The organism is Methylopila turkensis (genome assembly GCF_027922325.1).
GTDB lineage: Bacteria > Pseudomonadota > Alphaproteobacteria > Rhizobiales > Methylopilaceae > Methylopila > Methylopila turkensis.
This window is the reverse complement of the sequence record NZ_BSFL01000002.1, coordinates 271,717-284,661: the sequence shown is the minus strand read 5'-3', so window position 1 is coordinate 284,661 and position 12,945 is coordinate 271,717. Positions and strand designations below refer to the sequence as shown.

Below are 12,945 nucleotides of genomic sequence, written 5' to 3'. Positions count from 1 at the left end.
TTTCGGCTCCTCGCCCTAGGTCTAGCGATCCTGCTCGCGGCGTGCGAGCGGCAGGAGCAGGCCGGCCAGCCGCGCGACTCCGAACAGGCGAAGGTGAGCGTCGTGACCCTCGCGGCGAGGTCGGTCGCGCTGACGGCCGAACTTCCCGGACGGGTCAGCGCCTCGCTCGTCTCCGAGGTCCGCCCCCAGGTGGCGGGACTCATCCGCGAGCGGATCTTCCGGGAGGGCAGCGAGGTTAAAGCGGGCGATCCGCTCTACCAGATCGATCCGTCCAGCTACCAGGCGACCTATGACAGCGCGGTCGCGGCCGAGCAGAAGGCCGAGGCCGCCGTGCCGAGCGCCCAGGCCAAGGTCGAGCGTTACCAGCTGCTGTCGAAATCGAACGCGGTGTCGAAGCAGGATGTCGACGACGCGGTCGCGACGCTCGCGCAGGCGAAGGCCGATGTGGCGGCGGCGAAGGCCGAGGTCGCCACCGCAAAGATCAACCTCGACTACACGACGATCCGCGCGCCGATCTCCGGCCGCGCCGACGCTTCGTCGCTGACCCCCGGCGCGCTCGTCACCGCGAGCCAGGACACTGCTCTGACGACGATCCGCACGCTCGACCCCGTCAATGTCGACGTCATCCAGTCGAGCACGAACCTGCTGCGCTTCCGCGAGGCGATCCGCACCGGGCTTTTGAAGTTCGAGGGCCCGAACGTCGCCGTGAAGCTGATCCTCGAGGACGGCTCGACCTACGCCCAGACCGGCAAGCTCGCCTTCGCCGAAGCCAATGTCGACACGACCACCGGCACCTTCACCGTGCGGGCGACTTTTCCGAACCCCGACCGACTGCTCGTGCCCGGCATGTACGCCCGCGCGGTGATCGAGGAGGGGGTGGCCGAGAACAGCATCCTGGTCACGCAGCAGGCCGTCGCCCGCAACACCAAGGGGGAGCCGACCGCGAAGGTCGTCAACACCGAGGGCAAGGTCGAGGAGCGCGCGCTGAAGGTCCGGCGCAGCGTCGGCAATTCCTGGCTCGTCGAGGACGGTCTCAGGGCGGGCGAGCGGGTGATCGTCGAGGGCGCGCAGAACGTCCGCGCCGGCCAGACGGTCACGGCGGAGAACGTCACCGTCGACGACGCCACCGGCGAAGTCCGCGAAGCCGCGCTGAAGGACTGAGGTGATGTCGCGCTTCTTCATCGACCGGCCGGTCTTCGCCTGGGTTCTCGCGATCGCCGTCATGCTCGGCGGCGTGCTTGCGATCCGGTCGCTGCCGATCTCGCAATATCCGGAGATCGCGCCACCGACCGTCAGGATCAGCGCCACCTATTCCGGCGCGGACGCCCAGACCATCGAGAACTCGGTCACCAAGGTGATCGAGCAGGGCATGACCGGGCTCGACAACCTCGACTACATGGCCTCGACGTCGACCTGGACCGGCTCGGCCACGATCACGCTGACCTTCACCAACGCGGCGGACCCCGACGTCGCGCAGATGCAGGTCCAGAACAAGCTGCAACTCGTCGAGGCGCAGCTTCCGCAGGCGGTGCGCGACAACGGACTGACGGTCACGAAATCGACCGGCGGGTTCCTGCTGGTCGTGGCCTTCTATTCGAAGGACGGCCGGCTGAGCTCGACCGACCTCGCCGACTATGTCGACTCGACGCTGAACGACACGATCAAGCGCGTGGACGGCGTCGGGGAGACCCAGCTCTTCGGCTCCGGCTACGCCATGCGGATCTGGCTCGATCCGGCGAAGCTCCAGAAATACGCCCTGATGCCGAGCGACGTGACGTCGGCGATCGAGGCGCAGAACACGCAGGTGTCGGCCGGCCAGCTCGGCGGCCTGCCGGCGGCGAAGGGACAGAAGCTCAACGCCACCATCACCGCGAAGAGCAGGCTCCAGACCCCGACGCAGTTCGAGAACATCATCCTGAAGAGCGAGACCGGCGGGTCGATCGTCCGGCTGAACGACGTCGCGACGGTGGAACTCGGGGCCGAGGACTACACCACCGCCGCCTCGTTCAACGGCCTGAACACGGCGGGCCTCGCCATCAGCCTCGCGACCGGCGCGAACGCGCTCGACACGGCCGCGAACGTCAAGGCGACGATCGAGCGCCTGAAGTCGACGCTGCCCGAAGGGGTCGATGTCGCCTACCCCTACGACACCACGCCCTTCGTCAGCCTCTCGATCGAGTCCGTGGTGCACACGCTGATCGAGGCGGTGGTCCTCGTCTTCGTCGTCATGCTGGTGTTCCTGCAGAACATCCGCGCGACCCTCATCCCGACGCTCGCGGTGCCCGTGGTGCTGCTCGGGACCTTCGGCGTGCTGGCGCTGTTCGGCTACTCGATCAACACGCTGACCATGTTCGCCATGGTGCTGGCGATCGGCCTTCTGGTCGACGACGCGATCGTGGTCGTCGAGAACGTCGAGCGCGTCATGGAGGAGGAAGGGCTCGGCCCACGCGATGCGACGATCAAGTCCATGGGCGAGATCACCGGCGCGCTGATCGGCATCGCGATGGTGCTGTCGGCGGTGTTCGTCCCGATGGCGTTCTTCTCGGGCTCGGTCGGCGTCATCTACCGCCAGTTCTCGGTCACGATCGTCACCGCCATGGCGCTGTCGGCGCTGGTCGCGCTGATCTTCACGCCGGCGCTCTGCGCGACGCTGCTGAAGCCGAAGACGCACGGGGACAAGAACCGGCTCGCGCGCTGGTTCAACCGCGGCTTCGACCGGATGACGGGCGGCTACCAGTCCGGCGTGCGCTCGCTCCTGCGCCGCGCCGCCATTGGCCTCGGCGCCTTCGCGGCGATCGCCGCCGCCATGGGCTGGCTGTTCGTGAAGCTGCCGAGCTCCTTCCTGCCGGAGGAGGATCAGGGCCTGCTCATCACCTCGGTCCAGATGCCGGTCGGCGCGACCGCGGACCGGACGTTGAAAGCGCTCGACCAGGTCCGTTCCTACTACCTCACGGAGGAAAAGGACGCGGTCGAAAGCGTGTTCGCGAGCGTCGGCTTCGGCTTCGGCGGCTCCGGGCAGAACGTCGGCATCGCTTTCGTGCGGCTGAAGGACTTCGACAAGCGCAAGGACGAGCGACTGTCGGCTTCGGCGGTCGCGCGCCGCGCCATGGGCCGCTTCGCCTCGTTCCGCGACGGCCAGGTGTTCGCGCTCAATCCGCCGGCGATCCAGGGCTTCGGCAACACCGCCGGCTTCAGCTTCTACCTGCAGGATATCAACGCCGCGGGCCACAAGGCGCTGATCGCAGCGCGCGACCGGCTGCTCGCCGAGGCGGCGAAGAGCGGGCAACTCGCCGGCGTGCGGCCCAACGGCATGGAGGACACGCCGCAATACGCCGTCGAGATCGATCCGGAGAAGGCCCGCGCCTACGACCTCAGCCTCTCCGACGTCGACACGACGCTCTCGACCGCCTGGGGCGGGACCTACGTGAACGACTTCATCGATCGCGGCCGGGTGAAGACCGTCTACGTCCAATCCGACGCCGCGCATCGCATGCAGCCGGAGCATCTCGACCTCTGGTACGTACGCAACTCCGAGGGCGAGATGGTGCCGTTCTCGGCCTTCGCGAGCGGCCGCTGGACCTTCGGTTCGCCGCGGCTGGAACGCTACAACGGCTCCTCGGCGGTCGAGATCCAGGGCATGTCGCCGCCCGGCGTCAGCTCAGGCGCGGCCATGAACGAGATCGATCGCCTGATCGCGCAGCTTCCCGCGGGCTACGCCCACGAATGGTCGGGCCTGTCGCATCAGGAACGGCTGTCGGGCAACCAGGCGACGGCGCTCTACGCGATCTCACTCCTCGTCGTGTTCCTGTGTCTCGCCGCGCTCTACGAGAGTTGGTCCGTGCCTTTCGCGGTGATGCTGTCGGTGCCAATCGGCGTCTTCGGCGCGCTCGCGGCCGCGACGCTCTTCGGGCAGTCGAACGACGTCTACTTCAAGGTCGGCCTGCTCACGACCATCGGGCTTGCGGCCAAGAACGCGATCCTCATAGTCGAGTTCGCGATCGAGAAACAGGCGGCGGGTCTCGGTCTGATCGAGGCGACGCTTGACGCCGCGCGGCAGCGCCTCCGCCCGATCCTGATGACCTCCTTCGCCTTCATCCTCGGCGTGACCCCGCTTGCGGTCGCAAGCGGCGCCGGATCGGGCGCGCAGAACGCGATCGGCGTTGGGGTCATGGGCGGCATGATCGCCTCGACCGTGATCGGCGTGTTCTTCGCGCCGCTCCTCTACGTGACCGTGCGGCGGATCTTCTGGCGCTCGCCCGCTCCCGCAACCGTCCAGACCGCGGGAGCCTGACCCATGACCGCCACAGCGTCCGCCCTGCGCGTCGGGATCGCCGCGTCGCTCGCTCTGCTGCTCGCGGGCTGCGCGGTCGGCCCCGACTACAGGACGCCGTCGCTCGCCATGCCGGTGAGCTGGAAGGGCGAAGCCGCCAAGACGAGGCCGGCCCGCCCGCAGCTCTCGCAGTGGTGGCGCAACCTCGGCGACCCGTTGCTGAATGCGCTGGTCGATGAGGCCGTCGCCGGCAATCTCGACGTCGCCTCCGCCAAAGCCGCGATCCGCGAGGCCAGGGCGACGCGGCGGCAGGCCGTCGGCGGGCTGTTCCCGACCGTGGACGGGACCGCGGACGCCGACCGGACCAAGACCGCCGCGACCCAGACCGGCACGGGCGCGTCCGTCACCGCGAGCACCTTTCAGTCGGGCTTCGACGCGAGCTGGGAGCTCGATCTGTTCGGCGCGACCCGCCGGGAGGTCGAGGCTGCGACCTATGGGGTCGACGCGGCGAACGAGGAGCTTCGCTCGACGCTGCTGACGCTCGTCGGCGACGTCGCCCAGAACTATGTCGAGGCGCGGGGTTACCAGGCGCGCATCGCGCTCGCGCGACGAACCGCGGCCTCCCAGCGCGAGACTGCGGGCCTCACGAGACAGAAACTCGAAGCGGGCTCGGCCTCATCCGTCGACGCGGCGAACGCGGCCGGCCTCGCAGCCACGACGGCGGCGGAAATTCCCTCGCTCGAATCCTCGCTTGCCCAGTCGATCCATCGTCTGGGCGTCCTGACGGGTCGGTCCCCCGCGTCGCTCAGCCCGCGTATGGCGGCGACGAAGCCGATCCCGAGCCCGCGGCGTCCCCCCGCCGCAGGCCTGCCGGCGGACGTCCTGCTCACGAGGCCGGACGTCCGCCGCGCTGAGCGTCAGCTTGCGCAATACACCGCGAAGATCGGCCAGGCCGAGGCCGCGCTGTACCCCAGCGTCAGCCTGACAGGCTCGATCTCGACCACGAGCAGCAAGATCGGGGACCTCGCCAAGCGCTCGACGATCGGCTGGTCCTACGGGCCATCCGTCAACGTGCCGCTGTTCCAGGGCGGCTCGCTGCGCGCGGCGGTCGACGTCGCCAAGGCGCAGCGCGACCAGTATTTTGTGGCGTTCAAGGCTTCCGTGCTGACCGCGCTCGAAGACGTCGAGAACGCGCTCGTCTCGCTCGCCAAGGAGCGCCAACGCGCCGGCCAGCTTGCGACAGCGGCCTCGAACTATCGCGAGGCCGCGCGGCTCGCCCGCGAGCTCTATCGCGCAGGTTCGTCCGATTTCCTCGACGTGCTCGACGCCGAACGCTCGGCCTTCGAGGCGGAGGATGCGCTGCTCCAGAGCCGCGTGTTGGCCGCGACCGACTACGTCGCGCTCAACAAGGCGCTCGGCGGCGGCTGGGACAGACCGGTCGACGTCTCGAAGCCTGAAGTGGTCGACGTCGCGACAGGACCGAGGCTCGGAGGTCAGGTAGTCGTGGCGAGCAGGCCTCCGCCAAGCGCGCGATCGAGATAAGGGGCCGTGCGGCTCTCACCGTTGGCGGCGACCTTCGCCGGCGGGCCGCTCGCGACGATCCGCCCGCCCTCGTCGCCCGCGCCCGGGCCGATGTCGATCACCCAGTCGCTCGCCGCGGCCACCGTCATGTCGTGATCGACCAGGACGACGCTGGCGCCGGCGTCGACCAAGGCGTGGAGCTGGCCGAGCAGGCGCTCGACGTCGGTCGGATGAAGGCCGGTCGTCGGCTCGTCGACCACATAGAGCGCGCCGCTCCAAGTCGAATTAAGCGCAAGCCACGTCTAAGCCGTGATGAGACGCCGGACCCGGTCCGGAAACATTGACGATCGTCAAAAGCCAAGGACGGAGGCGACAGATCGCGGTCGGCCGCCGGCGGCGGCGGCGCGTCGCCGAAAAATGCTGGCCGTCGCGCGAGACGTGGCGCACGACCCTCTCGACGAGATCCAACGCCTGGCGCCGGAGGGGCTCGCCGTCTAGCTCCGTGATTTAGCGGAGGCCCGTTGCGCCGGCCATCAGCCCGAATGCGGTTCGTCCGTGCTGATCGCATCGGTCGTCCGGGGCGACGGCTCCGGCTGGCCGTCTGCGCGGTCGATCCAGATCCTCGGCGGCCCCTTGGGCGTCATAGCGCCGAAGGGCGTCGAGAACGCGATCTCGGCTGCGTCCCGTCCGACGCCGATCCGCACCAGACCGTCGAGCGCCGCCTGCCGCGTCGCGTCGAAATACCACCAGCGTCCGTCGAGATAGGCCTCGAACACGGCGTGAAAATCAGCCGGGCTCAGACCGAAGGCGTAGCAGCTCGTGAGACGCGCCGGGATGCCGAGCGCGCGGCAGAAGGCGATGCCGAGATGCGCGAAGTCGCGGCAGACGCCGGCGCGCTGGATCAGGATCTCGGTCGCCGTCGTCTCGGAGTCGCTGCTCCCCCGGACGTAGTCGATGTTCCGGTAGATCCAGCTGCAGATGTTGCTCACCCGCATATGGCCGGGCGGGAATGCGCTGAACTCCCGAAGCGCGAAATCCGCCAGCCGGTCTGACGGCACGAAACGGCTGGGCAGCAGGTAAGGCAGGACGTCGAGCGGCAGGTCCCTGATCGGCGTCTCGTTGATCGTCGTCGGATCGGCTCTGTAGACGTTGAGATCGACGGTCGCCTCATAGCTCGCCGAAAACTCGCCCGGCGTCGCCACCGCCCGCAGATAGCGGTTCAGGTTTTCGGGCGATTCATGCGTCACCCGAGCGACGTCCGGGCTGAGCGTAAGCCGTTCGACAAGATCGCTGTGGTTGGGAATCCGGGCGACCTCGAAGTTGAATATGAAAACGGTGTCGCTTTCGATCGTGTAGTCGAGCTGGCAACCGACGTTGAATTTCATAGCGCCCCCGCAGAACTTGGCTCGACTCGAGCATGGCCGCTCATCTAGGCCGACATGCGAGAGCGACAAGGACGGCGGAACGCCGCCGAGACGCCTCTTACATGCGCGTGATTCCGGAAAGCAAAAAGCGCCCCCCGGCCGAAGCCGAGCGGGACGGGATCGGGCGATCGGAGAGCGTCGACGCGTCAGCGCCTCTCCACCGCCGGCGTGGAGGCGTCGAATGACGACGTAGACGAATCGATTGGTAGCGGAGGCCCGTTCTACTCGCACCCCCCGACGGATCAGCCGCTGTTCGTCTTACGTTTCGTGGTGTGATCGGGCGGGGGGAGGCGCGGCCGAGGTTGCCGAGCCCGATCTCGAGCGGGAGCCGGGGAGCTCTGCCACGACGAACTTGTGAATCAGGACGCTGAGGAAGGGCTCTACCTGCCGAAGCCAGAGCCCCGCTGAAACGCAAAAGCGCCCGCTCCAGCCAGAGCCGCAGCAGGCGCAATCGATTATTATTTAGCGACCACAGTATACAATAACCGTAAAACCTGACTGAACATTAGACTGATTGATCGCCGAAGCGGCGTTGACGAAAATTGCGTTTGGATTGCCAAATCTATTTTGTGCATATACGATAACAGCCGTGGAACTAGTGCCTGTTACAGCGAAAGTGCAGCTTGTAACATCGCGCCCGAACACGACTTCGTATCTTCCTGGAGCGCCGGGGATTTCGAACGCGTTCGTCGCGCCTTCCCCGCGGGCAAGGTTGCCGTTTGAACTGACTACGGCGGACATGATCGCCATGCCCAGATCACCAGGCACCGCGCTTTGCTTCAGTGAGGTGCTCGGCGGCGGCTGATCAGCGGAAGAGGCCTGCGCTGACGCGTTACTAGTCATCCCCGCCAAAGCGAGCGCCACGATGATAAACTTCATGCTCCAATCCCCCAAGCTGGAAGTCGAGCCTCGGCGAGAAATCAGCGGGTGACAAGTTAGGAGCCCTCACGCTGGCCTTATAACGCAAAAAGCGCCCCGCCGGCCGAAGCCGAGCGGGCGCGATCGGGCGATCGGAGAGAGTCGAAACGTCAGCACCTCTCCAGCGCCGGCGCGGAGGGCGTCGAATGACGACGTAGACGAATCGATTGGTAGCGGAGGAGGGACTCGAACCCCCGACACGCGGATTATGATTCCGCTGCTCTAACCAGCTGAGCTACTCCGCCCCGGCGGGGCCTGTGAAGACGGGCGCGCGGCGCGGGCGGATATAAGAAAGCGGCGGGGGCCAAGTCAAGCCGCGCGGCGCGCCGGCGTCGCCGGGTTCTGGCGAGGGCGTCGGCGCGCTCCGGCCGGTGCGGCGTCAAGGCCGCACGGCCCAGCGATCGAGGCTAGGGACGGGCCCTCCCGAACCGGCGGCGCGGAAGCGCGATACGACCGCGGCCGGGCCGCCGATCGGCCGGGGATGGTCTCGTTCCCGGCGCTACGGGAGCGCGGCGCTTCGGGCGGGGGACCGTCGAAAACGTCGCCGACGCGGCCGCTCGCGGCCTGCGTTCGACGAGGCCGCCGCAGGCCGTCAGCGGGCGCGCGAGGCGCGGGTCTGGGTCGCGCCGGAGGGGTCGTAGCCCACCATGATCTTCCAGCCGCGGAAGCGGTTGGCCGGGATCGGCACCACCACGCCGTCCTCGATGTGCGGGAAGTCGGCCTGCGTCTGGCCCGCGGGCACCGTCACGTCGATCGGGTGCATGCGCGAATAGACGGGCACGCCCTTCTCGTCGACGACCGCGATTCGCAGGGGCAGGCGGAAGCTGCCGGGAGAACCCTTCGGGCCGAGGATGACGCGGCCGGTCACCCCGACGCGGATCGCGGCCTCGACGCCGAGGCTCGAGCATTCGCGCGCGGTGTCGGCGATGCTGGCCTGGTAGCGGATGTCGAACGGGTCAGCGGAGCCGGGCGTGGCGTAGGCGCGGAACGCGGCGGCGCCGTCCAGCACGTCGACCGGCGGGCAGTCGCGCTTGATCTGGGTGTCGACCGGCTCGCTCAAGGGCGGCGGGTTGGGGGTGCCCATGATCAGCTTGGTCGCGAGGCTGGCGTTCTGGCCGCCGTCCTGTCCGGCCTGTTGCGGCTGGTCGCCGCCGACCGTGCTGCAGGCGGAGAGCGCGAGCGCGCCCGCGAGAAGGCCCGAAACGAGGCCGAGCCTCTTGAGACCGCCGGAACGCATCACGCCACCATCCTTCGCCCGCGGCGCCGCGGCCCCGCCCGCGACGCTGGCCGGTTTATAGCAAGGCGGGAGCCGGCGCGGAAGGACGCCGCCTTGACACCCCCCGCCGCCCGGCCGCATCACCGGAGACGCGGGGGCGAAAAGCGCGCCCGAGCGCCCGTGAGCACGCCTTAGAGCCCGCGCATGTCCGACAAGCCGCCCCTGACGATCCTGCTCTGTGCGCCGCGCGGCTTCTGCGCCGGCGTGGTGCGGGCGATCGACGTGGTCGAGGCGGCGCTGAAGCGCTTCGGGCCGCCGGTCTACGTCCGTCACGAGATCGTGCACAACCGCTACGTGGTCGACGCGCTGAAGCGGAAGGGCGCGGTGTTCATCGACGAACTCGACGAGGCGCCGGACGGCGACGCGCCGGTGGTGTTCTCCGCCCACGGCGTGGCGAAGTCGGTGCCGGCGGCGGCGAAGGCGCGCAACCTGTTCGCGATCGACGCCACCTGTCCGCTCGTCACCAAGGTGCATCGCGAGGCGGAGATCCACCACAAGCGGGGGCGCCGGGTGCTGCTCATCGGCCATGCCGGCCATCCGGAGGTGGTCGGCACCATGGGCCAGCTCCCCGAGGGCGCGGTGACGCTGGTCGAGACCGAGGCCGACGTGCCGGGCCTCGCAGCCGCCGAGGGCGAGGAGCTCGCCTACGTCACCCAGACCACGCTGTCGGTCGACGACACCGCGGGCGTGGTGGCGGCGCTTAAAAGCCGTTTCCCCGCGATCCACGGCCCCCATAAGGAAGACATCTGCTACGCCACCACCAACCGGCAGGAGGCGGTGAAGCGCGTCGCCCCCGCCTGCGACGGGCTGGTGGTCGTCGGCGCGCCGAATTCGTCGAACTCGCAGCGGCTGCGCGAGGTGGCGGAGCGCGCCGGCTGCCGGGTGGCGCGGCTGGTGCAGCGCGCGAGCGACATCGACTGGGACGAGTTCTCGGGCCTCCGCACGCTCGGCGTCACCGCCGGCGCCTCGGCTCCGGAGATTCTCGTGGAGGAGATCATCGACGCTTTCGCCGAGCGCTACGCCGTGACCGTCGAGACGGTGACGACCGCGGACGAAAGCGTGTTCTTCCCACTGCCGCGCGAGCTCAGGGACGCGGCGGCGGAGTGAGACGGGCGGCTCACTTGTCCCGGCCTTGAGCCGGGACCCAGAAACGCCTCTGGTTGACCAGCGCGGATACGCTTCGATCTCAGGCGTCGAGGGTCCGGGTCCCGGCTCAAGGCCGGGACAAGTAGGCGTCGCCATTGCGGCCCGCGCGCCGACCTCTTAAGCAGCCGACGCGCCGTCCCCGAAGCCGAGACCTCTCCATGGCCGTCTACACCGAAGTCCCCGACGAGGACCTCGCCGCTTTCCTGAAGGCCTACGACATCGGCGAGGCGGTCGCGTTCAAGGGCATCGCCGAGGGCGTCGAGAACTCGAACTACCTGCTCGTCACCACCCAGGCGCGCTTCATCCTCACGCTCTACGAGAAGCGGGTCGAGCGCTCCGACCTGCCGTTCTTCCTCGGCCTGCTGGAGCACCTGTCGGCGAAGGGGCTCAACTGCCCGCAGCCGGTGAAGGCGCGCGACGGCGCCGTGCTGGGCGAGCTCTGCGGCCGGCCGGCGGCGCTCGTCACCTTCCTCGACGGCGTCTCGGTGCGGCGGCCGACGGCGGCGCACTGCGCCGAGCTCGGGCGCGCGCTCGCCGAACTGCACGAGGCGGGCAGGGGGTTCGGGCTCACCCGGCCGAACGCGCTGTCGGTCGCGGGCTGGCGGGCGCTGGAGCGGAGCGCGCGCGGGCGCGGCGACGCGGTCGCGGGCGGCCTCGACGCGCTGATCGCGCAGGAGCTCGACGCGCTCGAACCGGCCTTCGCCGCGCTCGACCTGCCGACGGGCGTCATCCACGCCGACCTGTTTCCCAACAACGTGTTCTTTCTCGGCGACCGACTGTCTGGGCTGATCGACTTCTACTTCGCCTGCGACGACGTCTTCGCCTACGACGTCGCGATCTGCCTGAACGCCTGGTGCTTCGAACCGAATGGCGAGTTCAACGTCACCAAGGGCGGCGCGCTGCTCGCCGCCTATCACGCCGCGCGGCCGCTGTCGGAGGCCGAGATCGCCGCGTTGCCGATCCTCGCGCGCGGGGCCGCGCTGCGCTTCATGCTGACGCGGCTGGTGGACTGGCTCGACACCCCGCCCGGCGCGCTGGTGAAAAAGCTCGATCCGCTTGAATATCTGAAGAAGCTCAAGTTCCACCAGCGCGCGCGCGGCGTCGCCGACTACGGGTGGCGGCCGTGAGCCCGGTCTCCCGCCCCCGACGCGCGAAGCCCGCGCTGCCGAAGGCCTCCGCGCCGGAGCCCGCGGCTCCGGTCGGGGCGGACGCGGTGGAGATCTTCACCGACGGCGCCTGCTCGGGAAATCCCGGCCCCGGCGGCTGGGGCGCCATCCTGCGCAAGGGGGCGGCGGAGAAGGAGCTCAAGGGCGGCGAGAGCCCGACCACCAACAACCGCATGGAGCTGATGGCCGCGATCGCGTCGCTCGAGGCGCTGACGCGGCCCTGCGAGGTCGTGCTGCACACCGACAGCCAGTACCTGCGCGACGGCGTCACCAAGTGGATCCACGGCTGGAAGAAGAACGGCTGGCGCACCGCCGACAAGAAGCCGGTTAAGAACCAGGACCTCTGGCAGCGCCTCGACGCCGCGCTGAAGATCCACCGCATCGACTGGCGCTGGGTCAAGGGCCATGCCGGCCACCCCGAGAACGAGCGCGCCGACCAGCTCGCCCGCGACGGCATGGCGCCGTTCCAGACCCGCAAGGTCTGAGGCGCGCGCCGGCTCAGCGGATGAACTTGCCCTCGACGTGGATGTAGCAGTGCGCTGAAGGAATCTCTGCTCTGAACCGGAACTTGACGTTCAGATACTGGTTTTCAGTGGTTGCTTCGTAGCCGGTGAGAGCGAAGCTTGCAGGATAAAACAAAGGTGGCTCCCCGGCCACGCCTTTGAAACCCACTCCGCGCGCGAAAAATTTCAGATTACCGCGTTCCGGCGCGGTCAGATCAATATAGGCTGTCCCGCCAAAAGACGCTTTTTCAGGCTCTTCATTGACCTTGATGTACGAAATGTTGAACGTAGGCAAGGTGATCGTAGCGAGAAGGGGCGTTTTGAACTCGATCTGCGACGCGGCGACGGCGATGACTTGAGAGGACGTGCCGCCAGGAGTCGGCCGGGGATCGTAATGGACCATTGGCGCATCGCACCGCGGGCCCGCGCGGGGGACGGGAGATAAGGTCAGCGTCACTGTGCCGAACCTCCAGAAGCCCGTCGCGCTTTCGGCTCGCGCTTCCGCTGCGAGCACGACAAAGGCGATCAGCGCGCAAGCGAGACGGATCATAACGGGCGTCCTTGCCAAGTCTGGGCCCATTTTGATTGCGTTCGTGCGCTATGGCAACGGTAAGTGGTGAACGTTCATCAGCGAAAATCGTCTCACTACTTGCAATGCATCGTGAGCTCGCCCCCTTTCGGATCTGCTTAGCTCCCCGTAAGCGGCGCCGGCCCAAGTCGT

The 12,945-nt window shown here is 68.3% G+C and carries 10 protein-coding genes, 1 tRNA gene and 1 pseudogene; 6 read left to right on the top strand and 6 right to left on the bottom strand.

Features of this window, described 5'->3' with window-relative positions:
- Positions 1-93 precede the first annotated feature (93 nt).
- The 3 genes from PKE78_RS07995 to PKE78_RS07985 are packed head-to-tail and all read left to right on the top strand — an operon-like array spanning position 94 to position 5,812.
- Positions 94-1,161: an efflux RND transporter periplasmic adaptor subunit gene (locus PKE78_RS07995; RefSeq protein ID WP_428981244.1), complete on the top strand. Its 1,068-nt coding sequence runs from the start codon at positions 94-96 to the stop codon at positions 1,159-1,161.
- 4 nt (positions 1,162-1,165) lie between these two features.
- Positions 1,166-4,291 carry an efflux RND transporter permease subunit gene (locus PKE78_RS07990; protein ID WP_271200347.1) on the top strand — a complete coding sequence of 1,042 codons (3,126 nt, stop codon included), beginning with the start codon at positions 1,166-1,168 and terminating at the stop codon, positions 4,289-4,291.
- Between the two features lie 3 nt (positions 4,292-4,294).
- Positions 4,295-5,812, top strand: coding sequence for an efflux transporter outer membrane subunit (locus PKE78_RS07985; RefSeq protein WP_271200346.1), 1,518 nt, complete (start codon positions 4,295-4,297; stop codon positions 5,810-5,812).
- On the opposite strand, the pseudogene PKE78_RS07980 reads toward PKE78_RS07985, so the two are convergent.
- The 5 genes and pseudogenes from PKE78_RS07980 to PKE78_RS07960 all read right to left on the bottom strand — a co-directional run.
- Positions 5,764-6,063 (bottom strand): annotated as a pseudogene (locus PKE78_RS07980) (excinuclease ABC subunit A); the annotation flags it as partial. The gene PKE78_RS07985 and the pseudogene PKE78_RS07980 sit on opposite strands and share 49 nt — an antisense overlap.
- Before the next feature lie 261 nt (positions 6,064-6,324).
- Positions 6,325-7,176: a transglutaminase-like domain-containing protein gene (locus PKE78_RS07975; protein WP_271200345.1), complete on the bottom strand. Its 852-nt coding sequence runs from the start codon at positions 7,174-7,176 to the stop codon at positions 6,325-6,327.
- A gap of 501 nt (positions 7,177-7,677) precedes the next feature.
- A complete protein-coding gene (locus PKE78_RS07970; RefSeq protein WP_271200344.1) occupies positions 7,678-8,094 on the bottom strand; it encodes a hypothetical protein in 417 nt (138 codons plus the stop codon).
- A 207-nt stretch (positions 8,095-8,301) separates the two neighbouring features.
- Positions 8,302-8,378 (bottom strand) — tRNA-Met (locus PKE78_RS07965).
- Between the two features lie 347 nt (positions 8,379-8,725).
- Positions 8,726-9,370: a hypothetical protein gene (locus PKE78_RS07960; RefSeq protein WP_271200343.1), complete on the bottom strand. Its 645-nt coding sequence runs from the start codon at positions 9,368-9,370 to the stop codon at positions 8,726-8,728.
- A gap of 183 nt (positions 9,371-9,553) precedes the next feature.
- Between PKE78_RS07960 and ispH the strand changes: the two genes are divergently transcribed.
- The 3 genes from ispH (at position 9,554) to rnhA (ending at position 12,206) form a co-directional block, all read left to right on the top strand.
- Positions 9,554-10,516 carry a 4-hydroxy-3-methylbut-2-enyl diphosphate reductase gene (gene ispH / locus PKE78_RS07955; RefSeq protein WP_271200342.1) on the top strand — a complete coding sequence of 321 codons (963 nt, stop codon included), beginning with the start codon at positions 9,554-9,556 and terminating at the stop codon, positions 10,514-10,516.
- Positions 10,517-10,713: 197 nt separating this feature from the next.
- Positions 10,714-11,682 (top strand): homoserine kinase, encoded by a 969-nt coding sequence (locus tag PKE78_RS07950; RefSeq protein WP_271200341.1) that lies wholly within the window; start codon positions 10,714-10,716, stop codon positions 11,680-11,682.
- Positions 11,683-11,768: 86 nt separating this feature from the next.
- Positions 11,769-12,206: a ribonuclease HI gene (rnhA, locus tag PKE78_RS07945; RefSeq protein WP_271200952.1), complete on the top strand. Its 438-nt coding sequence runs from the start codon at positions 11,769-11,771 to the stop codon at positions 12,204-12,206.
- Positions 12,207-12,219: 13 nt separating this feature from the next.
- Here rnhA and PKE78_RS07940 read toward each other — a convergent pair whose 3' ends face one another.
- Positions 12,220-12,774 carry a hypothetical protein gene (locus tag PKE78_RS07940; protein WP_271200340.1) on the bottom strand — a complete coding sequence of 185 codons (555 nt, stop codon included), beginning with the start codon at positions 12,772-12,774 and terminating at the stop codon, positions 12,220-12,222.
- Positions 12,775-12,945 lie beyond the last annotated feature (171 nt).